General features: G+C 64.8%; 18 protein-coding genes and 1 pseudogene. 11 read left to right on the plus strand and 8 right to left on the minus strand.

Going from position 1 to position 23,087, the window contains the following annotated elements; all coding sequences use genetic code 11:
* Positions 1-14: 14 nt before the first annotated feature.
* Entirely contained in the window at positions 15-758 is a 744-nt protein-coding gene (locus tag QQS52_RS07400) for a hypothetical protein (protein ID WP_472773288.1), read from the minus strand.
* A 292-nt stretch (positions 759-1,050) separates the two neighbouring features.
* On the opposite strand from QQS52_RS07400, the gene hflX reads away from it, so the two are divergent.
* The 5 genes and pseudogenes from hflX to QQS52_RS07425 all read left to right on the plus strand — a co-directional run bounded on the left by hflX (position 1,051) and on the right by QQS52_RS07425 (position 6,539).
* A complete protein-coding gene (hflX, locus tag QQS52_RS07405) occupies positions 1,051-2,547 on the plus strand; it encodes a GTPase HflX (protein ID WP_472773255.1) in 1,497 nt (498 codons plus the stop codon).
* 35 nt (positions 2,548-2,582) lie between these two features.
* A complete protein-coding gene (locus QQS52_RS07410; RefSeq protein WP_472773256.1) occupies positions 2,583-3,866 on the plus strand; it encodes a uracil-xanthine permease family protein in 1,284 nt (427 codons plus the stop codon).
* Between the two features lie 253 nt (positions 3,867-4,119).
* Positions 4,120-4,592 (plus strand): annotated as a pseudogene (locus tag QQS52_RS07415) (ATP-binding cassette domain-containing protein); the annotation flags it as partial.
* Between the two features lie 45 nt (positions 4,593-4,637).
* Positions 4,638-4,793 carry a hypothetical protein gene (locus QQS52_RS07420; protein WP_472773290.1) on the plus strand — a complete coding sequence of 52 codons (156 nt, stop codon included), beginning with the start codon at positions 4,638-4,640 and terminating at the stop codon, positions 4,791-4,793.
* Positions 4,794-4,796: 3 nt separating this feature from the next.
* The gene (locus tag QQS52_RS07425; RefSeq protein WP_472773257.1) at positions 4,797-6,539 is read left to right on the plus strand and encodes a hypothetical protein; all 1,743 of its coding nucleotides are present in this window, start codon (positions 4,797-4,799) and stop codon (positions 6,537-6,539) included.
* A 99-nt stretch (positions 6,540-6,638) separates the two neighbouring features.
* Here the strand turns inward: QQS52_RS07425 and QQS52_RS07430 are convergent, their stop codons facing one another.
* From QQS52_RS07430 to QQS52_RS07440, 3 genes are read right to left on the minus strand one after another with little or no spacing between them, the layout of a single operon-like run.
* On the minus strand, positions 6,639-6,908 hold the full coding sequence (locus QQS52_RS07430; protein WP_472773258.1) for an HPr family phosphocarrier protein: 270 nt from the start codon (positions 6,906-6,908) through the stop codon (positions 6,639-6,641).
* 39 nt (positions 6,909-6,947) lie between these two features.
* Complete coding sequence (locus tag QQS52_RS07435) at positions 6,948-9,170, minus strand: PTS fructose transporter subunit IIABC (RefSeq protein WP_472773259.1); 2,223 nt, start codon at positions 9,168-9,170, stop codon at positions 6,948-6,950.
* A gap of 39 nt (positions 9,171-9,209) precedes the next feature.
* The gene (locus QQS52_RS07440) at positions 9,210-10,178 is read right to left on the minus strand and encodes a 1-phosphofructokinase family hexose kinase (protein WP_472773260.1); all 969 of its coding nucleotides are present in this window, start codon (positions 10,176-10,178) and stop codon (positions 9,210-9,212) included.
* Positions 10,179-10,627: 449 nt separating this feature from the next.
* Here QQS52_RS07440 and ptsP point away from each other — a divergent pair, with 449 nt between their 5' ends.
* Positions 10,628-12,397 (plus strand): phosphoenolpyruvate--protein phosphotransferase, encoded by a 1,770-nt coding sequence (ptsP, locus tag QQS52_RS07445; protein WP_472773261.1) that lies wholly within the window; start codon positions 10,628-10,630, stop codon positions 12,395-12,397.
* 100 nt (positions 12,398-12,497) lie between these two features.
* Here the strand turns inward: ptsP and QQS52_RS07450 are convergent, their stop codons facing one another.
* Positions 12,498-13,280, minus strand: a complete 783-nt coding sequence (locus tag QQS52_RS07450) for a DeoR/GlpR family DNA-binding transcription regulator (protein ID WP_472773262.1) — start codon at positions 13,278-13,280, stop codon at positions 12,498-12,500.
* A 256-nt stretch (positions 13,281-13,536) separates the two neighbouring features.
* Complete coding sequence (gene lexA, locus QQS52_RS07455; RefSeq protein WP_472773263.1) at positions 13,537-14,241, minus strand: transcriptional repressor LexA; 705 nt, start codon at positions 14,239-14,241, stop codon at positions 13,537-13,539.
* A gap of 256 nt (positions 14,242-14,497) precedes the next feature.
* Between lexA and QQS52_RS07460 the strand changes: the two genes are divergently transcribed.
* Together QQS52_RS07460 and nrdR are read left to right on the plus strand one after the other, a co-directional pair.
* Positions 14,498-14,944 carry a hypothetical protein gene (locus QQS52_RS07460; protein ID WP_472773264.1) on the plus strand — a complete coding sequence of 149 codons (447 nt, stop codon included), beginning with the start codon at positions 14,498-14,500 and terminating at the stop codon, positions 14,942-14,944.
* A gap of 120 nt (positions 14,945-15,064) precedes the next feature.
* On the plus strand, positions 15,065-15,523 hold the full coding sequence (nrdR, locus tag QQS52_RS07465) for a transcriptional regulator NrdR (RefSeq protein WP_472773265.1): 459 nt from the start codon (positions 15,065-15,067) through the stop codon (positions 15,521-15,523).
* A 15-nt stretch (positions 15,524-15,538) separates the two neighbouring features.
* Here nrdR and hrpA read toward each other — a convergent pair whose 3' ends face one another.
* Complete coding sequence (hrpA, locus tag QQS52_RS07470) at positions 15,539-19,477, minus strand: ATP-dependent RNA helicase HrpA (protein WP_472773266.1); 3,939 nt, start codon at positions 19,475-19,477, stop codon at positions 15,539-15,541.
* 163 nt (positions 19,478-19,640) lie between these two features.
* Between hrpA and QQS52_RS07475 the strand changes: the two genes are divergently transcribed.
* Entirely contained in the window at positions 19,641-20,633 is a 993-nt protein-coding gene (locus QQS52_RS07475) for a hypothetical protein (protein ID WP_472773267.1), read from the plus strand.
* 93 nt (positions 20,634-20,726) lie between these two features.
* On the opposite strand, the gene QQS52_RS07480 is transcribed toward QQS52_RS07475, so the two are convergent.
* Complete coding sequence (locus tag QQS52_RS07480; protein WP_472773268.1) at positions 20,727-21,680, minus strand: LysR substrate-binding domain-containing protein; 954 nt, start codon at positions 21,678-21,680, stop codon at positions 20,727-20,729.
* A gap of 143 nt (positions 21,681-21,823) precedes the next feature.
* Between QQS52_RS07480 and QQS52_RS07485 the strand changes: the two genes are divergently transcribed.
* Positions 21,824-22,420 (plus strand): peroxiredoxin, encoded by a 597-nt coding sequence (locus QQS52_RS07485; RefSeq protein WP_472773269.1) that lies wholly within the window; start codon positions 21,824-21,826, stop codon positions 22,418-22,420.
* Between the two features lie 96 nt (positions 22,421-22,516).
* Entirely contained in the window at positions 22,517-23,041 is a 525-nt protein-coding gene (gene ahpD, locus QQS52_RS07490; protein ID WP_448232743.1) for an alkylhydroperoxidase, AhpD family, read from the plus strand.
* The last annotated feature ends 46 nt before the right edge of the window (positions 23,042-23,087 follow it).

Raw genomic sequence — 23,087 nt, forward strand, 5'->3', positions numbered from 1 at the left:
GGGACGGCCGTCGACTAGGAACAACCGCAACCGCCGGAGCCGCACCCGCAGCCCCCGCCGGAGCCACAGCCGCCGGTCGGGGCGGCCACGCTAGCGGTCAGCAGGGCCGAGCCGGCCAGGACCGTGTTCTTTTCCGGCAGCTCGCCGGCGTCGTCGGGCAAGCAAACATCCAGCGGGAAGGCGCCGTCGAGCACCACGTGGGCAAAGCGCTGGCCGGTCAGCTCGTTGGTCAGCCACTGGCTTTCCATCACGCGACCGGCGAACTCGAAGGCCGGGGTCGGGGCCTGGGCACCGGAGCCGGAGGCGATGATCTCCGCGCCGCTGGACTTGGCCACCGCCGGGAACTGGCCGGTTTCGGTCTCAAAGGCCTCGGCGGAGGCGTAGCGGCTGGTCTCCAATGCCAAGGCGGTCAGGTTGACCTGCTGCCACTGCTGGGTTTCTTCCTCCGCCAGCAGCGGGCCTTGGGCGAGGTTCGCGGTCACCGTGGCCAGCACCGTGCCGAAGGGGTCGATGACCTCCAGGTGGGCGAGCACGTCGTTGACCATGTCGACGTGGGCGAAGGACTGCGTTACGGCGTTGAAGCCGACGAAGGTGGCAAATGGCTCCACGGCGAGTATGTTGAGCTGCGCGCCGCTCGGGTCGGTGAACTGGATGAGCTGCCCGCCGCGGACCTCGCCGGTGACCTGCAGGTGATCCGTGGCGATCGCCGCCTCGACGGCTTGTTGCCAGCGGTCGAAGTTAAAGCCCAACGCCGCCATTTCCGGCAGCTTGTGCACCGTCCCGGCCGGTTGTTCTGCGCGGGCGGCGGGCGCGTCCTGGGTCGGCTGCTGGGGAGAGGCTGGGGTATCGGCCGCGGTCGTCGGGCCGGACTGGCTGGCATGCGTGGTCATGTCGATATTCTATCCCTTACGCGTGCCGGCACTTAAATTCGCGGCGGCCGTCCGTGGGCCCCGCCCGCTGTCCCCAGACGGCACCCGCGGAAGCGGCGGTCTTCAGTTAGCCGGTGTCACTTGGGGTTTAGCGCAGTGACGTGGAAGAATAAGTACCAATATGACTGAATCTTCACAATTTAGTAACGAGCACGAAAAGCTGCTCGCCCACGCCTTCCGCGATAACGCGCCGCAACGGCCCGCGCACGCGGACGAGGAACTAAGCACCGGTGAGATGGATCTGGCAGAGCGTAACGCTTTGCGCAGCGTGACCCGGGAGACCACCATCCGCGCCGAGGACACCACGGATGGCTACGAAGTTGAGTACCGAAAGCTGCGCCTGGAGCAGGTCATCCTGGTCGGTGTGTGGACCGAGGGCACCATCGCCGAGGTCGAGGCCACCCTGGACGAGCTGGCCGCCTTGGCCGAGACCGCCGGCGCCGAGGTCGTCGAGCTCATCTACCAGAAGCGCGACAAGCCAGACTCCGGCACGTTCATCGGCTCCGGCAAGGTCAAGGAGCTCAAAGAGATCGTGGAGGCCACCGGCGCGGACACGGTCATCTGCGACGGTGAGCTCAACCCCGGCCAGCTGACCGCGCTGGAGCGCGCCCTCAACACCAAGGTCATCGACCGCACGATGCTGATTCTGGATATCTTCGCCCAGCACGCGAAGTCTAAGGAAGGTAAGGCGCAGGTCTCGCTCGCCCAGCTGGAGTACCTCTACACACACACCCGTGGTTGGGGCGGCAACCTGTCGCGCCAGGCGGGCGGTCGCGCCGGCTCCAACGGCGGCGTGGGCCTGCGTGGCCCGGGTGAGACAAAGATTGAGACCGACCGCCGCCGCATCCGCACGGAGATGGCCCGCCTGCGCAAGGCGCTGCGGAACATGAAGACCGCGCGTGAGGTCAAGCGCTCCCGCCGCGCCGCGTCCACGGTGGCGCAGATCGCCATTGCCGGCTACACGAACGCGGGCAAGTCCTCGCTCATCAACGCGATGACCGGGGCCGGCGTGCTGGTGGAAGACGCCCTGTTCGCCACGCTGGATCCCACCACCCGCCGCGCGCAGCTGGGCGACGGCCGCCAGGTGGTCTTCACCGACACCGTCGGCTTCGTCCGCCACCTGCCCACGCAGCTGGTCGAGGCCTTCAAGTCCACGCTGGAGGAGGTACTGGGTGCGGATCTCATGCTGCACGTGGTCGACGGCTCGGATCCCTTCCCGCTCAAGCAGATCTCCGCGGTCAACAAGGTCATCTACGACATCGTCAAGGAGACGGGGGAGAACCCGCCGCCGGAAATCATCGTGATCAACAAGATCGACCAGGCCGATCCCCTGGTGCTGGCGGAGGTCCGCCACACCCTGGACCGAGACAACGTGGTCTTCGTCTCGGCGAAAACCGGCGAGGGCGTCGACGAGCTGACCACCCGGGTCGAGCTCTTCCTCAACACCCTGGACGCGGACGTCGAGCTGCTCGTGCCGTACACCCGCGGCGACGTGGTGGCCCGCCTCCACGAGGAGGGCACGGTGCGCAGTGAGGACTACTTGGGAGACGGCACTCGGATAAGCGCCCGCGTGCCGCAGCAGGTCGCGGCGGAGCTTACCGAGTTTCGCGTGGATTAACCCTGCCTGGCGCAGGTGATCCATAATGAAGACTCGTGAGTAATATTTTCGGATGGACCGTCCACGGTGACGGAAAGAAGATCGCCCCGGGGGTCGTGGTCGCCCCAGAAGAACGGTTGAACTGGCCGCGCACCATCGGCATTGGCATGCAGCACGTCGTGGCCATGTTCGGTGCCACGCTGCTGGTGCCCACCCTGACAGGTTTTCCGGTCAATACCACGCTGTTGTTCTCCGGCATCGGCACCATCCTGTTCTTGGCGATTACTCGCAACCGCCTGCCGTCCTACCTGGGCTCCTCGTTCGCCTTCATCGCGCCGCTGTCCGCCTCGCAGGCCCAGGGCATTGGCGTGCAGGCCGGCGCCGTGCTGTGCACGGGCGTGGCGCTGATTATCATCGGCCTCATCGTCAAGGCAGCGGGCAAGCGCGTTATCGACGCCGTCATGCCTCCGGCCGTTACCGGCGCCATCGTCTCACTCATAGGCCTGAACCTGGCCCCGAACGCGGCCGCGAACTTCTCCAGCCAGCCGCTGGTGGCCGCCGTGACCCTGGTGGTCATCCTGCTGGCCACGGTGGCCGGCCGCGGCATGGTCTCGCGCCTGTCCATCCTCATCGGCGTCGTAGTCGGCTGGGCCTTTGCCGCGCTGACCGGCAACTTGGAACCGTCCGCCGGCGAATCCATTAGGGAGGCAGCCTGGGTGGGCCTGCCGCAGTTCCACGCCCCGGAGTTCAACCTCTCGGCCATCGCGGTGGCCCTGCCGGTGCTGGTCGTCCTCATCGCCGAAAACGTCGGCCACGTCAAGGCCGTCTCGGAGATGACCAACCGGGACCTCGACGACTTGGCGGGCGATGCCCTCTTCGCCGACGGCCTGGCCACCTCTTTGGCCGGCGGCTTCGGCGGCTCCGGCACCACCACCTACGCGGAAAACATTGGTGTCATGGCCGCCACCCGGGTCTATTCCACCGCCGCCTATTTCGTCGCGGCCCTGACCGCCATCGCCCTGGCATTCGTCCCGAAGTTCGGCGCGCTCATCTTCACCATCCCCACCGGCGTGCTGGGTGGGGCCACCCTGGTTCTCTACGGGCTCATCGGCATGCTCGGCGTGCGCATTTGGATGGACAACAAGGTCAACTTCAACAACCCGGTCAACCTGACTGCGGCCGCCGTGGCGCTCATCGCCGGAATCGGCAACCTCACTCTCGACGTCTTCGGCGTCACTCTCGAGGGCATAGCCTGGGGCTCCGTCGGCATCATCATCGGTTACCCCATCATGAAGCGCCTCTACGGCTACGTCGGGGAAGGGCAGAACGCGAAGTATTAGGCTCCCGCTCAATAAACACGTGACTATGAAGTGAACTTCGCGTTAAATCTGTTTAATATCGGTGGAATAAGGGGGGGCAATGGGGACTTTCCGGTACGAATGGAGTCTGCCAAAAGAGTATGACTAAGTTCTTATATTTTCATGATGACAACCACCGTGAGGCTTACTGAGCGCTACCGCCTGTGCAAGCAGAACTGACTGCCGCCGTTAGCGGAGGGAGTGTTTCGCCGCGGGCCGGAACCTGGTTCAGGAGATGCCGCGTGTTTGTCGGAAGGGAGAAAACCCGGTGTCGCACATCGACTGGGACAGTGTTTCTTTTCGATACTCGAAATATGGGCCATATATTCTGCGGAATGCCTCGCTGTCGTTGTCACGGCCTGGCATTTACGAAGTCCGGGGCCCATCGGGAAGCGGTAAATCCACGGTTCTGGACCTGTTAGCCGGTCTGCGCTCACCCAGTGAAGGCAGGGTAGGCATCGACGGTAAACGGTTCGGAAAGAGCGCGGCCAAGAAGCTAACCTCGTGGCGCGCCGCGCACGTCGGGTACGCACCACAGGCACCGACCCTCCTGCCTAGCCTCAGCTGCCGGGAGAACCTCGAGCTGGCAGTTCACGTCGCCGGACGGGGTCTCGACGCCCAGGGCAGGGATGAGCTGCTTGGCACGTTGGGCATGCAGCCTTTCGCAGAAGCCCTGCCGGTAGAGTTATCCGGGGGCAGCACCAGCGCGTTGCGGTGGCCCAGGCACTAGCTTCCCAACCGGACCTAGTGCTCATGGATGAGCCTGTCAGTGCGCTTGATGGCGCGAATGTCAACGTGGTCGAGGACTTGCTGCGCCAGTCGGCGAAGCGGGGAGCCATAGTGGTCTATTGCTCCCACCGCGAGCTTTTCAACGGGCAGGCAGAAACGCTGCTGCAGATGGGGGCATAGCTCATGAAGACCATGACTCCTACCGCCGCCTACCGGAGAGAGTTGTCGGTGACGGCCCGCCCCTTCATCGGGGGAATCGTACTGGCTGCGGTAGTAATAGGCACGCTCGTCGGCACCATCCTTTACGTCGCATTCTCGACTGGCGGAAGCAGCGACTTCAAGGCCGGCGTGACGAATATGAGCCTGATCGCGATCATCCCGGCATTCGCCGGGGTCCGGTTGGCGCATCAGAATTTTATCGCTGACCACCGAAATACCGTGCACGCGCTGCGGATTCTCGGCATAGGTAGGGCGTTTTTCACTCGGCACCTGCTGCTGCTAGGGGCGTGCCTGGCGCTTCTGGCAAGCGTTTCGGCGGTCGTGTTGGGACGGGTGTTGGCGACGCCGTTTTTCAAGGTGATTCTGCTAGGGCTCAACAAGCAGCTGCCAGGTCACTGGGGCTCGCCCATTGAGGTTGCCTGGTCGTCACTGCTGGTCTTAGTCCCCCTGTACCTCCTCGGCGTGGGGATTCTCAACGTCGACAAGGTCCTGGCCAAAACCGGGGATCGGGAAGCGGCGACAGTAGGTAAGTCCAAGTCCTTGGTGGGGCTGGTTGGCCTAGTACTCGCAGTGGTCAATATTGCCGCGGGTATCTGGTGCATGGTGACGACTCCGCCGGGGCCTGTCGTGTTGATATTCGTCTTCACCTTGCCGTTCCTTGCTGTCGCACTTGCCGGCCCCTTCGCCCGGGCGCTAGCTCGCTGGGCAGCCGCGGCGATCAAACAGGTGAGCGGATGGTCGGCACTCGCGCTAGGCATCCGCTCCTCCGAAACCGTCGGGACGACCTCGAGGGTGGGGCTTGCTACCGCGCTCGTGGCCATTCCGCTGGCAGGCTTCACAGGTGCACAGATCTCGTTATGGGCGGCAAATTACGTAGGCTCCCAGAATTTCCAAGCGGTCCCAGTCGTCGTTGGCCAAGATTTTCGCCTGCTGGAAGCGCAGGAAGCAGACGGTGTATGCGCCGAGATCGGCGACGACTGCCGTGGGGTGGTCTATTGGCAGCCTTCGGACTTCAAAGCCGCGGGGGAGACCTCCGTACCGATGGAGAAGGCGTCTGACTATTCTCTGGCCGGATCGAATGACCACGTGATAGGGCAGCTACTCTCGCCCGCGGCGCCGGTGAAAGCCCACAGCCCCTTCTACCCAGACTTCATGGTGCCGTTCTCCGGTATCTCTAGCGAGTCTCCGGTCAAACCGGAATGGGGGCTTCCCGTGGTCGCAGAATCGGCTAGCGCACCGGATCATCTCCGGGTGGAGTCCGCGCAGGATTGGGTACGGCACGTGGATATGGATAGCCAGATTATGTACGGGCCCCACGGCGACGGAACCGCCGGCTTCGTCCCCACCGCGGCCTACACTCTGCTAGCGATCTGTCTGGTCCTTGCGGTCTCTGTGATGGGCAAGCGGGCCAATCTGCATGCGTTCTTCTCACCACTTCGTCTTCTGGGCCGTCCCCAAGGCGCGATTCAGCGAGCAGAGTTCTGGGCAATCCTCTTTCCGTACTGTGTTGCCATGCTGACAGCGCTCCTAGTGGGCATCTGGTACACGGTCGCCGTCCATGTCGCGGTCTCGGGGTACCCGGGGGCGCTGCTGCCTTACCTTCCCCCAGGGCTATGGGTGCTCTTTGTCCTCGTCTTCTTAGGCACGAGTGCGACTGCCTTCTTGCCAACCCCAGACAGGGACGAGCGTGGCGCAGCAGCGCCGTAGACACTGGTGTTCCGGCGCCTAAAGATGCGAAAATCCCGCCGCGTGGGCGGGATTTCCTTGCTAATTACTGCAGATTACGGGCCGCAGCTTTAAGACCTTTTACTCGGCGTCCAAATCCTGCTCGATGAGGGAAGCGATCTTCTCGACGGCTTCGGCGTTCTCGGAGGTGACGGTGACCTCGTCGCCCTGCTCGGCGCCCAAGGCCATGATCATCAGAGACGAGGCGGCATCGGTCTCGTCGTCATCGTCTTCGCCCACGAGGTTGAGGAAGATGTCCTCGTCGAACTCGCCAGCGGCGTCAGCAATGATGGAAGCCGGGCGGGCGTGCAGGCCCACGGAGGAACCTACCTTGACGGTCTTGGAAGCCATGATTAATCAATCCTTTCATCGGTTGTTTTCTGCCCCAGTCTACGGCGCCCTAGTTCCGCGTGCCACGCCCCGCGCCGGTGTGCGCGCGACGGCGACGGAAGCGGTAGCGCCGCGGGGTGTGCTTTCAGCCGCGGCAGGCTCGGCCTGGGCGGCGGCGTCCTTCGCGGCGGCCTCACGCACGGCCTTGTTCGGCCAGAACTGCTTGAGCGCCAGTACGCAGATGGTGGAGACCACCACGCCGGCGATGATCGCCAGGAAGTAGCTGCCCACCGGGGAGATGGCGAACGGCACGAAGATGCCGCCGTGCGGGGCGCGGGAGGTAACCCCCATGCCCATGGAGATAGCGCCGGTCACTGCGCCGCCGGCCATCATCGCCGGGATGACGCGGAACGGGTCGGCCGCGGCGAACGGGATGGCTCCCTCCGAGACGAAGGACAGGCCCAGCAGCCAGGCGGACTTGCCGTTTTCCTGCTCCGCCGGGGTGAACAGGTTCTTGCGGATGAACGTGGCCAGCGACAGGGCGATGGGTGGAACCATACCAGCTGCCATGACCGCGGCCATGATCTCCATAGAGGCCTGGTCGCCGGTGGACAGGCCGGCGGTGGCAAAGAGGTAGGCCGCCTTGTTGACCGGGCCGCCCAGGTCGAAGCACATCATCAGGCCGAGGGAAAGCCCCAGCAGGACCGCTGAGGAACCGGTCATGGAGCGCAGCCAGTTCTGCAGGCCCTCCATGATGCCGGCCAGCGGCGCACCCAGGAGCATGTACATCAGCACGCCGACGACCAGGGTGGAAAACAGCGGGATGATGACCACCGGCATCAGGGAGCCCAGCCAGCGCGGGACCTTCCAGCTGCCGATCCACATGGCCACCAGGCCGGCGATGAGACCAGTGACTAGGCCGCCGATGAAGCCGGCACCCAGCAGCACGGCGATGGCGCCGCCGGCAAAGCCGGGGGCGATGCCGGGGCGGCCGGCCAGCGCGAAAGCGATATAGCCGGACAGCGCGGCCACGATGAAGCTCATGGCGGCCTGGCCGGTGGCGAACAGGACCGCGCCCAGGTAGAGCATCATCCCGGAGCGCTGGAATTCCATCATCGCCCCGTCGACCTCAATGGTATTGCCCGGCAGGTTGGTCGGGGAGTAGTTGGTAGTAATGGCCTGCCAGCCGTTGGCGACGTCCGCGCCGCCGAAGAGGAAGCCGAGCGCCAGCAGGAGGCCGCCGGCGGCCACGAACGGGACCATGTAGGACACACCGGTCATGATCGCCTGCTGGATGCGCTTGCCCCAGCCCAACTTGGCGCCTTCGTCGGCCTCGTTGGACTGGGCCGCGGCGGTACCGCTGACCTTGCGGGCGTTTGGGTTCTGCGCGGCCGCCACGGCCTCGTCCAGCATAGTGCCGGGCTCGTTGATGGCGCGCTTGACGCCGGACTCGATCACTGGTTTGCCGGCGAAGCGCTCCCGGTCGCGGACCCCGACGTCGGTGGCGAAGATGACGGCATCAGCAGCCTCGATGACGCTGCCGGGAAGCGGCTCCTGGTTGGCGGAGCCCTGGGTCTCCACGTTGAGCTCAATATCGGAGCGGCTATCCGCGTTTTGCGCCAGCGCGTCGGCTGCCATGTAGGTGTGGGCAATACCGGTCGGGCAGGCGGTCACCGCCACGATACGCGTGACCGCGGCACCGGACGCCGACTCCTGTGCACCGGTGGCATCAGTGCGAGGAGATGCAGCGGCACCGGTGACCGCGGTGGCCCCGGCCTGTGCCCCGGTGCTATCGGCAGACTCAGCGGCCTGCTTCTTCGGCTTCTTTTCGGCGTTGACCACGCCGAGCACGGCATCGACGACCTCTTCCGGGCGCTGGGCGGTGCGCAGGAGCTCGAGGAAGTCGGGGCGGACCAGCGCGCGGGCCAGCTTGGACAGGATCTTCAGGTGGGCCTTGCCGCCGCCTTCGGGGGCGGCGATGAGGAAGACCAGGTTCGCGTCGCCATCCGGGCCGGAGAAGTCGACGCCGTCGGCCAGCCGGGCAAAGGCCAGGGTCGGCTCGGTGACCGCGGTGGAGCGGCAGTGCGGGATGGCGACCTGCCCGGCCACGCCGGTGCGTCCCTTCGACTCGCGTTCGATGGCTGGTTGGGCTAGGCCTTCGACCTCCGTGGCGCGGCCGGTGGTGTGCACCAGCGTGGCCAGCTCGGTGATGACCGAGTTGACGGAATTACCGAAGTGGGCATCAAGGGCCACCAGGTCGGCGGTGATGATCTCAGAAGCCATGAGACAGCTCCATTTCTTTAGGATTTCGGGAAAGGACGTTTAGCTATCAAGTTCGTCGAGCGTGGTGCCCGCCAGGTCGATCTGGTCCGGCCGGGGCAGGGTGGTACCGGCCAGGCCCGCGGCGGCCGTGCCGTAGGCGACGGCCTGGCGTAGCGACTCCGGGCGGCTGGTCCCATTGGTACGCGCCAGCAGGTAACCGGCGAGCGCCGAGTCGCCGGCGCCGACCGTGGAGACGACCTCGGCGGTCGGGGGTGTGGCCACCCAGGCCCCATTCGCGGTCACAAGTACCGCGCCGGCACCGCCCAGGGTCACCAGGATTTCGGTCACTCCGCGCTGCACCACGGAGCGGGCAGCAGCCACGACTCCAGAATAATCGCCGCCCGCGGCCTGCTTCTCGAGGGCAAGCCCGTCTTCGCCGGCGAGCTGGCCGAGCTCGAAGCCGTTGGGCTTGAGCAGGTCCGGTGCGGCCGCCTCCAGGTTACGGGCGATTTCCAGCATCGGCTGGTCAGACGTGTCTACCGCTATCTGGGTCTGCGGGGAGGCGCTGCGCAGGGCCTTGATGAGCGAGGAATACCAGCCGGTCGGGCAGCCCGGCGGCAGGGAGCCGGCCAGGACCACCCAGTCCGCGTTGGCCGAGAGGGCACCCAGGCGCTGGATGAGCTCTTGCTGGACCTCCGGGCCTACCAAGGGGCCGGGGCCGTTGATCTTGGTGGTGTCACCGGCCGGGTCGGTGATCGTCGTGTTCACGCGGATGGTCTGGTCGAGGGGTACCGCCTCGTAGGGCAGGGAGGCCTCCTCGACCAGGGAGAGGAAAAGGTCCGAGGGGCCGGCCGGAAACAGCGCAACGGTGGGGTGCTCCGCCAGGTAGGCGGCGTGGGTGACGTTGATCCCTTTGCCGCCGGCGACTTGGGAGACGGACCGGGCGCGGTGGACCAGCCCGGTGGTCAGCGGTTCATCGAGGGATAGGGTCGCGTCGATGCTGGGGTTAGGGGTCAGGGTCAAAATCATGGTGGGTGGGCTTCCTCCGGCGGGCGCTTCGACCATGCGTTCCGCGTTTCACGGTAGTTGTCCTTAACCGCCGGCGCAGGGCCCAGGGCGGGGTGGGACTAGGCGGCGGGTCGCGGCCGAGTGGTCGAGGGGTCAATGTCAACGAGCTGTAACGCGTGACAACGTTTGCAGACGTTTACTTCGTATTGTTGCCCGACTATGCCCGTATGTCAATGAGTATATGTGGTTTTCCGTGGGTCTCGGTAGACTAGGCGGAAAGTTGTTCTCTTGCGGAGGCTTCTAGGGCCACCCCGAGTCTTGTTCTGCGGGGCCGAGGCGTCCCCGGGTCGGCTCCGGAAGAGCTGCAGTATTTGTTTCTAGTGAGTACTGGCGAGCCTGAGTAGGATTGCCTTCACAACGCGTGTATCGATCTTGTCTACTTAGTCTTTAGCCGTAGGGAGAAGTTTTAGATGACCAAAACCGACAACACTGGCAGCTTGGCGGACACCACGTCGGCGAGCGCTGCGGCCAACGAAGCTGGACAGTGGGGCACCATCGCGGGCACCGGTGTGGTGGCCGGCGCCGCCTACGCTCCCGCGGTGTGGGTACGTCCCCGCCCGCAGCTGCCGCAGTCCGGCGAGGCCATCGTCGCGGAAGACCAGCGCGAGGCCGAGTTTGCGCGCTTCCAACAGGCCGCGGAAACCGTCGCGCAGCGTCTCGACGGCCGGGCGGCAAGCGCTGAGGGCCACGCGGCGGAGGTCCTGAAGGCCACTGCCTCGATGGCGCGGGACAAGGGCTGGCACAAGACGGTGCGCAAGAACGTGCGCGGCGGCAATGGCGCGGAATACGCGGTCGTCGTCGCCACGGACAAGTTTGTCTCGATGTTCGAATCCGCCGGCGGCGTCATGGCCGAGCGCACCACGGACCTGAAGGACGTGCGCGATCGCGTCATCGCCGAGCTGCGCGGCGAGGACGAGCCGGGCCTGCCCTACGTCGAGGGCGAGGCCGTGCTGCTGGCCGACGACCTGGCGCCGGCGGATACCGCGACGCTGGACATCGACCGGATCAAGGCCCTAGTGACCGAGCTGGGCGGGCCCACCAGCCACACCGCCATCATCGCGCGCCAGCTGGACATCCCGTGCATAGTGGCCACGGGCGCGAAGTTGCGCGAGCTTGCCGCAGGTCAGTGGCTGTTCGTGGACGGTTCCCGCGGGCTGGTCGAGACCGGCGCGGACTCTGAAAGCTCGCGGGCCGCCGTGGCCGAGTACCAGGCCAAGGCCGCCAAGATCGCCCAGTGGGAAGGCCCGGCGCAAACCAACGACGGCTACCGCGTGCAGCTGCTGGCCAACGTTGCCGACGGCAACGCCGCGCGGCTGGCGGCCGGCACCCAGGCCGAGGGTGTGGGCCTGTACCGCACCGAGCTGTCATTCCTCAACGCTTCGGAGGAGCCGAGTGTCGACGAGCAGGCCCAAATTTACGCCAAGGTCTTCAACGCCTTCGGCGACCGCAAGGTCGTCGTGCGCACCCTGGACGCCGGCTCGGACAAGCCGATTAGCTACGCCACCCTCGATGACGAGGAGAACCCCGCGCTCGGCGTGCGCGGCCTGCGTATCGCCCGCGACAACGAGTCGCTGCTGACCCGGCAGCTGGATGCCATCGCCCAGGCTGCCGAGCAGCGCCCGGAAGGCGCGCAGACCTGGGTCATGGCGCCGATGGTGGCTACCGCGAACGAGGCCCGTTGGTTCGCCGGCCTGTGCCGGGAGCGCAACCTGATCCCAGGCGCGATGGTTGAGGTCCCCGCCGCTGCCCTGATGGCAGACACCATCATGCCGCACCTCGACTTCGTGTCCATCGGCACGAACGATCTGACCCAGTACACCATGGCCGCGGACCGCCTGTCGCCGCAGCTGGCGTACCTGACCGACCCGTGGCAGCCGGCCGTGCTGCGGCTCATCCAGCACACCTGCGTGGTCGGCGGCGACAACAACGTCCCCGTCGGCGTCTGCGGCGAGGCCGCCGCGGATCCGATGCTCGCTGCGGTGCTCACCGGCCTGGGCGTTAACTCCCTGTCGGCCTCCTCGACCGCCGTTGCCGGCGTGGGCGCGCAGCTAGCCGAGCTGAGCCTTGAGGACTGCCAGAAGATCGCAGCAGCGGCCGTGTCCTGCGAAGGCCCCTCTGAGGCCCGCGAGAAGGTCCGCGAGCTCATCGAGGAATTGTCCCGCCCCGCGGCGGACAACTAAACGTCGCCGAAAACCACCATAACCGGCGCAGGCCCCGCTTTTAAGTTGCGGGCCTGCGCCGGTTGTTTGGTTTGTGGGGAAGGGAGGGGAAGGGCCTTCTTTAAGCGTCGGCGGTCACGACCGTGATTTCGCGCTCTCGCAGCGCGTCGACGAAGCTTTGCGGTGCCGCCGAGTCCGTGATGACGACGTCGATATCGGACAGCTTGGCAAAGCTGACCAAATAGTCGTTGCCCAGCTTGGAGGAGTCGCACAGGACAACGACCTTGCGGGCGTTGGTGACGAACGCGGCCTTGATGGCCGCCTCCTGCGCGTCCGCTGTGGACAGGCCGTGGTCCAGGGTCAGGGCGTTGGTGCCGATGAAGGCGACGTCGGCGCGCAGCAGCGCCATGGTGCGCAGGGCTGTGTCACCGACTACCGCCTGGGTAATGCCGCGCACCGTACCGCCCAGCAGCTGGACGTCCTTGATGCCGTTATTAGCCAGGGACAGGGCAATGGGCAGGCTGTTGGACACGATGGACAGCTGGTTAGCCAGCGTGCTGGCGGCGATCAGGTCGCTTAAGGCATTCGTGGTGGTGCCGGCGTCCAAGAAGATGCTGCCCGGGGCCTCGGGGAGGAACTCGAGGGCGGCCTCGGCGATCGCGGACTTCGCCCCCGTGGCCGAGCGCGAGCGCGTGTCGAGGGTGAACTCGGCCGTCTGGAAGGTCTGCGAGGCCACTGCGCCGCCGTGGACGCGGTGCACCACGCCTTCCCGGTCCAAAACGGCCAAGTCGCGGCGAATGGTTTCTGCGGTGACGTCGAATTTGTGGGAGAGTTCCGTCACATTGACGCGTCCCTCGACGGCGGTGAGGGACGCAATCTGCCGACGGCGTTCTTCTGCATACATGGGGGTAGTTCTCCTCGGTCCGTGGGTACGCACGCTGATGGGCTAGCGCACACGGTGAAATGGGTCTACTCAAATTGTCCCAGAAAAACCGCGTGGGCAAACACAAACAGAAAAACCCAAGCGTCCGATTCTTGGGTTGCTTGGGTATTTCTTGAGGTAGATCGGACAAACCGGACCCGGGATCACACGCACGGCGTGAGAGTTTGCATGCCTGATTACCTCAGAAAGGGGGAATAACGCGGGATGTTCCAGGGAATTAAAGCTTGCGCATCACGGAGACGACCTTGCCCATGATTTCTGATTCGTCCCCGTTGATGGGGGAGTAAGCGTCATTGTGCGGCAGCAGCCAGACGCCGGTGGAGTCGCGGTGGAATTCCTTGACGGTTGCCTCCTCGCCGTCTAGGAGGGCCGCGACGAAGTCGCCTTCCTCGGCCGTGGACTGCGAGCGGACGATGACCCAATCCCCGTCGAGGATGCCGGCGTCCCGCATGGAGTCTCCTACGACCTGCAGCATGTAGAGGTCCCCGCCGCCGACGACCTCGTCCGGCATAGGGTAATAGGTGTCGATGTTTTCTTCGGCCGTGATGGGGGTCCCGGCGGCAATGCGCCCGACGACGGGGATATAGCTGACCTGGCCCGCGTCCGGCGGGGTCTGGGGGAGCTCGGCGGACTTGCTGGCCTTCTCGGTCTTCGCGTCTTCCCTCTCAGTGTTGAGGTGGCGAACGTCGACCGCGCGCGGCTTGTTGGGATCGCGCCGCAGGAAGCCCTTTTCCTCCAGCTGCTTGAGCTGATAGGCCACCGAGGATGTGGACTGGAGGCCGGCCGCGTCACCGATCTCACGGATGCTCGGCGGGTAGCCGCGCAGGAGCACGGCGTCGTGAATGACCTCGAGGATGCGCCGCTGGCGGACACTCAAGGAGTCCAGGGTGGGCTTCTGTGAGGATTTGCTGGGTCGGGCCATGGTCTTTAACTCTCCAAGTTGGTTGGCAGGTCGGATAGTCGGTCACAGGCGCTGCGGGCCCGCGTAAATTCCTACCTTCATTTCTAGCACGAAAAGTACAAATGTTCGAGATCTTTGACCGCGCGCTAGACAAATTCTGGGAAGCTTGCTATAAATCGAACACAGAACCTAATTCGAACATTCGAACGAAGGAAAGTCGGAGCCATGTCGGGGTCTAGATTTAGACTCGGTGGCACCAAAGAAAGGAAAGATTACTTTGACTCTCGCATTTGATGACCGCCGTATTGCTAACACCGAATATGCAGCTTACCGCTCCGGTGCTCTCGCGCCTTCCGTGGTCCCCGCGGCCGCGGTGTGGGAGCCTTCCGCCCGCTTTCCCGGAAGCCGTAACCCCAACGCCGGCTGGCCGGGAGGCGGCCCGGCCGGCACGAGTGAGCGTTATTCTCGAACCCTCACGCTAGATAATCGAACAGACCGTCGTTCGCAGCACGCGCTTAGCGCCGAGGATTTCGCAGGGCAGCTGCGCGGCGCTGCCTCTGAGCAGGCGTGCCAGAAGGGGAACTACGCGCTCGGTGCTGTGTTCGGATTTGCCGTCTTCCTAGGCACGTTGGCGGCGGGCATGGGCCTAGTCGACGGCACGGATACGGCCGGTTCCTTGGGCACGGCGTATAGCGCCGTGACCCAGCAAGCCACCCTGAACTAGTAAGCGGGCTCGCCCGCCCGGTTGAGGCGCGCTCCGGCGCAGTAGACTGGTAGCGCATCCGCTTTATCTGCTGTAGCGGATTGAGCGGGAAAGCTAGAAAGATATGGGGAGCGAGCCACATTGTATTGCCCATTTTGTCACCACGAGCAGTCACGCGTTATTGATTCCCGCGTCGTTGACGCGGGTGCGTCCATCCGCCGCCGGCGCGAGTGTTCTTCGTGCCGGGGCCGTTTCACCACGGTCGAAAAGGCCGTGCTGTCCGTGGTCAAGCGCAACGGGCTGTCCGAGCCTTTCAGCCGCGACAAGCTGATCCGCGGCGTGCGCCGAGCCTGCCAGGGCCGCGACGTCTCGGACGACGCGCTCAAGCGCCTGGCCCAGGAGGTGGAGGAGACCGTGCGCAGCCACGGCAGCTCCCAGATCAACGCCAACGATATTGGCCTTGCCATCCTCGATCCGCTACGCGACCTCGATGAGGTGGCGTACCTGCGCTTTGCCTCCGTGTATAAATCCTTCGACAGTGCGGACGATTTCGAGTCGGAGATCCGCCTGATCAAGCGCCGCGACCGCAGCAGTTTTTAGGCTCCCGCTGCGGCGCTAGGCCAGCTTATCGACCGCCTTTTGGATGCGCCGCAGGGACACCGCGTGCGCGGTGCCGAGGCGCTGGGCGAACAGGGAGACTCGGAGTTCCTCTATCATCCAGTAGATTTCGCGTACCGCCTTGGTCTTGGAGCGGCCGGCCGGCAGGGAACGCAGGCGATTGTTGAGGTAGGCCTTGGCCTCTTCGACCTCGTCCTGGCGGTCCGCGTCCTTGTCCGGATCCAGGTTCATCTCCTCCAGCCGGATGCGCACGGCCTGCAGGTAGCGTGGCAGGTGCCGCAGGTGCTCGATGCCGTTTTTCGTGATCGCCTGCGGGGGAAGCAGGAAATCCAGCTGGGCGCGAAGGTCGTCAATGGCCGGGCCGGTCCACTTGTTGAGCTCGTCGGTGACGCGGCCGTATTCGACCAGGCCCGGGGCGATGGCGACGACCATCTGCCGCACGCGCCCGGGAACCGCCGGGGCAACCTTTTTGCGCAGCTGGTCGAACTTCTCCGGGGAACGCACCGGCCCGCCGGCCTCCAGCATGAGGTCGCGGATGGCGGCCACGCGGGCGTCGGAGACCAAGCCCTCGGCGCCGCCGTGCGGGTAGTTGTCGATGGCCACGCGTTGCTGCAAGGGCAGGCCCTTGACCATGGGGCGCGGGTTGACGGTGATTTCCCGCATGAGCAAGGTCAGCGTCGTGGTCAGCATGGCGGCATCGGCCGCAGCCTTGGTGGGGTGGACCTTGACCTCGACTCCGTCTTTCGTGGCGACCAGCGCCGGGTAGGCGGTGACCTCGTGGCCGTCCACCGTGGTGTGAATCTCGTCGTCGATATCGCCCAGGTTATCGGCGTGCCATTCCTTCACCGCGGGTGAGGAGGAGGTGCGGCTGGCCTTGGCCACGGAGGAGCGGATGGAGCCGGCTTGGCGGTGCACCAGCGCGGAGAGATCGCGGTCGGAGTCGATGACCTTGCCCCGCTTATCGATGGCCGCGTAGTTCATGCAGAGGTGGTCGGGCAGCGACTGCGGGCGGAAATCCACGGCGTTGATGCCTTGTCCGCCGAGCTCGCGCAGGACATCGGCGAGCTCCTCCGTGATCGGGCCCGCGTAGGGGACCAGCTTGTCCAAGGCGCGCGCCGCGAACTCCGGGGCGGGCACCACCGTGCGGCGCAGGGCCTTCGGCAGGCTGCGGATGAGCTCGGTGACCAGCTCTAAGCGCAGGCCCGGCACCAGCCAATCGAAGCCGGTCGTGTCCAGGCCGGCTAGCATGGGCACCGGCACCTGGATGGTCACGCCGTCCATGGGATCGCCAGGGCTGAAGTGGTACGACAGGTCTAGCTGCACGTCGCCTGCGCGCCAGGTATCGGGGAAGTCCTCCTCGGTCACGCGGTTATCGTCGTCATTGACTAGCGCTTCCGGATCGAAGTCCAGCAGCGCGGGGTGGGCGCGGTGCTCCTTCTTCCACCAAGAGTCGAAGTACTTGCCGCTGGTGATATTGGCGGGCAGACGCTCGTCGTAGAAGGCAAAGAGGGCGTCCTCGTCCGCTACCAGGCCGCGGCGGCGGGCTTTGTCCTCGTACTCGGCCGCCTTGTCGAGCTTTGCTACGTTGTCGTGGAAGAAGGAATGGTGGGTATTCCACTCGCCGCCGATGAGCGCGTGCCGGATGAACAGGTCCCGGGCCGCGGCCTGGTCGACGCGGTGGTAAGGCACCGAGCGGTCGTGGACCACCGGCACGCCATAGAGCGTCGACTTCTGCTTGACCATCGCCGTGGCCCGCTTGGTGGACCAGACCGGGTCGGAATAGCTGTGCTTGAGCAAGTCGGAGGCCAAGCGCTCGACCCAGGCGGGATCGATCTGGGCGACATCGCGCGCCCACAGCCGGGAGGTCTCCACGAGCTCGGCGGCCATGACGAACTCCGGCGGCTTCTTCGCCAGCGCGGAGCCGGGGAAGACCATAAAGCGCGTGTTACGAGCTCCGTGGAACTCCTTGGAGTTTCCGTCGCGGGCGCCGACATTGGACAGCAAGCCGGACAGCAGCGCCTGGTGGATGGCGTTATCGGCCCGCTTGCCGGATTCCTGTGCGGTCCACTTGAGCTGCTTGGCTACCTCGCGCAGCTGGCGCACCAGGTCGAACCACTCGCGGATGCGTATGTAGTGCAGGTATTCCGCCTTCATCTGCTTGCGGAAGGCGTTGCCGGACTTTTCGTTGCGGGAGTCTTTGATGTAGTCCCATAGCTTGAGCTGGCTTAAGAAATCCGAGGTCTTGTCCTTGAACCGCGCGTGCGCCTGGTCGGCCTGGGCCTGCTTTTCTAAGGGGCGCTCGCGGACGTCCTGGATGGTCATGGCCGCCACGATGACGATGACATCGTGCAGGCAGCCCAGCTTGTGGGCCTCCACTAGCATCCGGCCCATGCGCGGATCCACCGGGATGCGCGCCAGCGTAGCGCCGGTCTTGGTCAGCGTGGGCAGTCCGTTCTTGTCGGCCGTGCCCAAGGCGCCGAGCTCGTTGAGCAGGGCGATGCCGTCGCGCACCGCCTTGTCCGCCGGCGGCTGAACGAAGGGGAAGCGGGAGATATCGCCCAGCCGCAGGGAGACCATCTGCAGGATAACGCTGGCCAGGTTGGTGCGCAGGATTTCCGGGTCCGTGAACTCCGGCCGCGAGAGGAAATCCTGCTCCGAGTACAAGCGGATGGCGATACCGTCGGCCACACGCCCGCAGCGTCCGGAGCGTTGGTTTGCGCTGGCCTGCGAGATGGGCTCGATGGGCAGGCGCTGGACCTTGGTGCGCGTGGAGTAGCGTGAGATACGCGCGGTGCCGGTGTCCACGACGTAGCGGATGCCGGGCACCGTCAGGGAGGTCTCCGCGATGTTGGTGGACAGCACGATGCGCCGGCCCGAGTGCGGGCTAAAGACCCGGTGCTGCTCCTGGTTGGACAGGCGGCCGAAGAGGGGAATGACCTCCACGCCTTTCCACTTCTTGGCCTCGATGACCTCCATGGCGTCGCGGATGTCGCGCTCGCCGGGGAAGAAGCACAAAATATCGCCGTCGCCTTCGGCCATGAGCTCGTTCAGGGCCTCGATGAGTCTGTCCAGCGGATCCTGGTCGACTACCTTGCCGCCGGCCTCGAATTCCAGGGGCCGGTAGCGGATCTCGACGGGGTAGGTGCGGCCGGAGACCTCGATGATGGGCGCGGGGCCCTCCGAGCTGGCGAAGTGTTGGGCGAAACGCTCCGGATCGATGGTCGCCGAGGTAATAATCACCTTCAGGTCCGGGCGCTTGGGCAGCAGCCGCTTGAGGTAGCCCAGAAGGAAGTCGATATTCAGCGAGCGCTCGTGGGCCTCGTCGATGATGATGGTGTCGTAGGCGTTGAGGAAGCGATCGCGCTGCATCTCTGCTAGCAGGATGCCGTCCGTCATTAGCTTGACGGCGGTGGACTTGGAGACCTGGTCGTCGAAGCGGATGGCGTAGCCAACGGTCTGCCCTATCTTCTGGCCCAGCTCATCGGCAATCCGCTCGGCCACCGTGCGGGCCGCCAGGCGCCGCGGCTGCGTGTGGCCGATGAGCCCGCGGCGGCCGCGGCCCAGCTCGAGGCAGATCTTCGGGATCTGGGTGGTCTTGCCGGAGCCGGTCTCGCCGGCGATGATGACCACCTGGTTGTTGTCGATCGCCTGCGCGATGTCGTCCTTGCGGGCGCTAACCGGCAGGCTATCCGGGTAGACGATTTCCGGCACCAGGCGGTCGATGCCGCGCACGCGTTCTTCGGCGGCGTCGATGTCGGCGGAGATCGCCGACAACGCGTGCGGGGAGCGCGCCTTTTTCAGACGGCGCCGGAACGAACGCTCGTCGGCGCTGCGCACGTTTGCCAACCGGGCGTAAAGATCGTCGTGGCTGGGCGCAGCGGGAGAGTTGTCGCGCGCGGAGCGGGGGTCTTGCGGGTCCTTGTGTGTATTAGCCATTGTCGCAGCTAATTCTACTCATGGCGCCGGGCTAGGGCTCAAACCGGTAACTATTGGGACACTCTTTCGGAACAGATGGAACGCGCAGGCCGGATGGATGATACCGTCACTGGGTAGCCAGTTCCCGCCGCATTCAGTTGATGATTGTCAGAAAGGACCCACCATGACCACCCCGAACGATCCGCGCGACGGGCAGTCGCCGAACGAATCCTTCGGCGACCTTCCGCGCTACGAGCCGACCAACCACCCGGAGGACAACCCGAATTTCGGCTCCGCTTTCCCCGGCGAGCATGAGGCCCCGGGCTACGGTTACGCGGGCGGGCAGGGCTACGCGGGTGGCTACGCCGACTACCTGCATGGGCCGCAGCGCCCACAGGCGGTCCGGTCCATCGGGTGGGGCTTTTCCGCCTTCGGCCGCAACTGGAAGACGCTGGTGCCGCTGGCGCTGGTCCTGGGCATGGCCGGGGCGATCCTCTCGATGGGTATTTCCTTGCTCACCGGCGGGAATTTCGAGACCGCGTACTCGGGCAACTCCATGGTCACCAGCCTGCTTAGTCTGGTGATCTCGCTGGTCGTTACTCCGGTGCTGTACCGGTTTGCCACCTGGCACGTCGACGAGCCGCGGCCGGGATTCGGCGCCCTCGGCAAGGACGTGCACTGGGTTGCCGCCGGCGTCTACCTGGTGGTCCAGGGGATTATCACCATCATCATGGTGGGCGGAATGCAGCTGAGCGGCTTCACCGAGATGAGCGAAACCACCGACCCGGCCGAGGTGGATCCGAGCGTCTTCGCGGGTGTCTTCGCCTTCTTCTCGACCTTTGCCCTGCTCACCTTCTTCCTGTCCCCGCTGTTTACGCTGATGGCGTGGTTCGCGGCGGACGGCAAGACCGGGTTCGGCGCCTCCTTCTCGACGGGCTTTGCCGCCGGTAAGAAGAACTACCTGCAGCTGTTGCTGTTCAGCCTGCTGGTGGGCCTGATTTCCTTCGGCATCATGCTGGGTGTGGCGCTGTTGAGCCTGCTCTTTATCAGCTTTGGCGTCGTGGGCGTCATCATCATGTCCATCGTCGTCATGCTGGGCGCCAGCATCGTGGCGGCCATCGTGCTGCTGGCCCAGGCGCACATGTACCGCTCGTGTGCGGCCAGCGTTGGCCTCTAGGAGGCGTTTAGTAAAGACTTCACCCTGCCCGGGAGCACCTAGTTGTGCCCCGCGGCGGGGTGAAGTCTTTGTGGCGTTTTAGGTTGTTTTGGGTTACTGGATGGACTCGCGGGAGCGGGTCAGGGCCTTATCAAAGGCGTCCTTGACGGTCTCGCCGAACTCGCGGAACTCATCGGCGCGGGCGGCGGAGTTGCGGAAGACTATGCCGATCTGGCGCTGGGCGGTCACGGAGTTATCAAAGCGAGCGATGCCCAGCTGCGGGTGGTTGGCCTCCGCGGCCAGGGCTGACTCCGGCACCAGGGTGGCGCCGAGGCCCGCGATGACCAGCTGCACGATGGTGGTTAGCGACGATGCCCGGGTCACCGAGTTGGTGGCCTCCGACGGGTTGATCTTCGCCTGGCGGCACAGGTCCACGATCTGATCGCGCAGGCAGTGGCCGTCGTCGAGCAGCAGCAGATCCAGCGAGTCCAGGTCGTCGAGCTTCAGGTCCTCGCGGCCGGCCAGCGGGTGCTCGTTGGGCACTACCACGGCGAAGTCCTCGGTGTAGAGGGGGACTTCCACCAGCCCGGAGGCCTCCGACGGCAGGGCGATGATGGCAAGGTCCAGCTGGCCGTCGCGCAGGCGTTGGAGCAGGTGCTCGGTCTGTTCTTCGACGATCCGCGGCTCCATGTCGGCGAACTTGCTGTGCAGGTTCTTCAGCAGGTCCGGGAGGATGTACGGGGCCACGGTCGGGATAGCGCCGATAGTCAGGGGGCCGGAGAGCTCCCCGTGGGCGCCGCGCGCGTGGGCGAAGAAGGCGTTGGCGGCCTCCAGGGTGGCCTTGGCGTAGGGCAGGAGCTTCTCGCCGGCGGCGGTGACGATGACCCGACGGGTGGAGCGTTCAATTAATTGGATGTCGAGGCCTTGCTCCAGGGCGACCAGCGCCTGGGACAAAGAAGGCTGGGAAATCTGGAGCTTTTGGGCAGCCGTGCCGAAGTGTTTATTTTCGGCGATAGTGACGAATGTGCGCAGCTGAGCGAGGGTAGGACGGTATTCTTTATTATGCATACTTATCATTATATCATTAATAAATAGGACGGTCTATTGACGTTCCGGAAACTGATAGGCATAATGGAGGCTGTTGGCTGCTAAGGCGGCCGCAGACCACAAATCTGGACTAAGCAACCTCATTAAAGGAGATGTTGTCAACAATGCCTATCTTGACCGTTGGGGAAAAGTTCCCGGAGTTCAACCTGACCGCGCTCACCGGTGGCGACCTGCACGACGTGAACGCCCAGCAGCCGGAGGACTACTTCGAGCAGGTTTCGCTGGATAAGTACGAAGGCAAGTGGAAGATCGTCTTCTTCTATCCGAAGGACTTCACCTTCGTCTGTCCGACCGAAATTGCGGCATTCGGCAAGCTGGACGAAGAGTTCCAGGACCGCGACACCCAGGTCCTGGGTGGCTCCACCGACAACGAGTTCGCTCACTTCAACTGGCGCGCCACCCACCCGGACCTGAAGTCCGTTCCGTTCCCGATGTTCTCCGACGTCCGCCACGACCTTATCCGTGCGCTGGGTGTCGAGAACGCTGACGGTGTCGCTGATCGCGCCACTTTCATTATCGACCCGGACGGCATCATTCAGTTCGTGTCCGTGACCCCGGACGCTGTGGGCCGCAATGTGGACGAAATTCTCCGCGTGCTCGACGCCCTGCAGTCCGAAGAGGTCTGCGCTTGCAACTGGGAGGCTAACGACCCGACCAAGAACATCAACAAGATGGACGTCGTTCAGGAATCCCTGAAGTAAGACTCAAGCCATGGACCCCGTCGAAGTCCGCTCCGGCGGGGTCTTTGCGTCAACCCCGTTGAAAAATACTTATTAAAAACCAGAAGGAGAATAGTCTTGTCTATTGATAACCTGAAGAGCTCCATGCCCGAGTACGCCAAGGACCAGAAGCTGAACCTGGGTACCCTGACTCGCAGCACCGAGCTCAACGAGGAGCAGCTCTGGGGCTCCCTGCTGGCCGCTGCCGCCGCCACCCGCAACGACACCGTCCTCTCCGAGATCATGGAAGAGGCCAAGGAGCACCTGTCCGACGAGGCCGTCGAGGCTGCCCTGGGCGCTGCTACCGTCATGGCGATGAACAACGTTGCCTACCGCGCCAAGGGCTGGCTCGGCGACGACTACGCCCAGGTCAAGTTCGGCCTGCGCATGAACATCATCTCGAAGCCGGGCGTGGAGAAGGCCAACTTCGAGCTGTGGAACACCGTGGTCTCCGCCATCAACGGCTGCGAGCACTGCCTGGCCGCTCACGCGCACGAGCTGCAGGAAGCCGGCCTGACCAAGGAGCAGATCTGGGAGGCCGTCAAGGTCGGCGCCGTCGTCCAGGCCGTTGCCCAGACCGTCCAGATTGAAGCAGCCCGCTAAATTTAGCGCCGCGCTCTAAAGCACGCACCCGCCCGGAGGCTCTACG

This window comes from Corynebacterium sp. 1103A (assembly GCF_055700955.1).

What these genes read in the sequence shown, in the direction of transcription:
- ptsP (WP_472773261.1), top strand. Translation starts at nt 10,628, where the DNA reads ATGACCAAAACCGACAACACTGGCAGCTTGGCGGACACCACGTCGGCG.
- QQS52_RS07400 (WP_472773288.1), bottom strand. Translation starts at nt 758, where the DNA reads ATGGCGGCGTTGGGCTTTAACTTCGACCGCTGGCAACAAGCCGTCGAG.
- QQS52_RS07480 (WP_472773268.1), bottom strand. Translation starts at nt 21,680, where the DNA reads ATGCATAATAAAGAATACCGTCCTACCCTCGCTCAGCTGCGCACATTC.
- QQS52_RS07440 (WP_472773260.1), bottom strand. Translation starts at nt 10,178, where the DNA reads ATGATTTTGACCCTGACCCCTAACCCCAGCATCGACGCGACCCTATCC.
- QQS52_RS07425 (WP_472773257.1), top strand. Translation starts at nt 4,797, where the DNA reads ATGAAGACCATGACTCCTACCGCCGCCTACCGGAGAGAGTTGTCGGTG.
- QQS52_RS07420 (WP_472773290.1), top strand. Translation starts at nt 4,638, where the DNA reads ATGGATGAGCCTGTCAGTGCGCTTGATGGCGCGAATGTCAACGTGGTC.
- QQS52_RS07475 (WP_472773267.1), top strand. Translation starts at nt 19,641, where the DNA reads ATGACCACCCCGAACGATCCGCGCGACGGGCAGTCGCCGAACGAATCC.
- hflX (WP_472773255.1), top strand. Translation starts at nt 1,051, where the DNA reads ATGACTGAATCTTCACAATTTAGTAACGAGCACGAAAAGCTGCTCGCC.
- QQS52_RS07450 (WP_472773262.1), bottom strand. Translation starts at nt 13,280, where the DNA reads ATGTATGCAGAAGAACGCCGTCGGCAGATTGCGTCCCTCACCGCCGTC.
- QQS52_RS07485 (WP_472773269.1), top strand. Translation starts at nt 21,824, where the DNA reads ATGCCTATCTTGACCGTTGGGGAAAAGTTCCCGGAGTTCAACCTGACC.
- lexA (WP_472773263.1), bottom strand. Translation starts at nt 14,241, where the DNA reads ATGGCCCGACCCAGCAAATCCTCACAGAAGCCCACCCTGGACTCCTTG.
- QQS52_RS07430 (WP_472773258.1), bottom strand. Translation starts at nt 6,908, where the DNA reads ATGGCTTCCAAGACCGTCAAGGTAGGTTCCTCCGTGGGCCTGCACGCC.
- hrpA (WP_472773266.1), bottom strand. Translation starts at nt 19,477, where the DNA reads ATGGCTAATACACACAAGGACCCGCAAGACCCCCGCTCCGCGCGCGAC.
- QQS52_RS07435 (WP_472773259.1), bottom strand. Translation starts at nt 9,170, where the DNA reads ATGGCTTCTGAGATCATCACCGCCGACCTGGTGGCCCTTGATGCCCAC.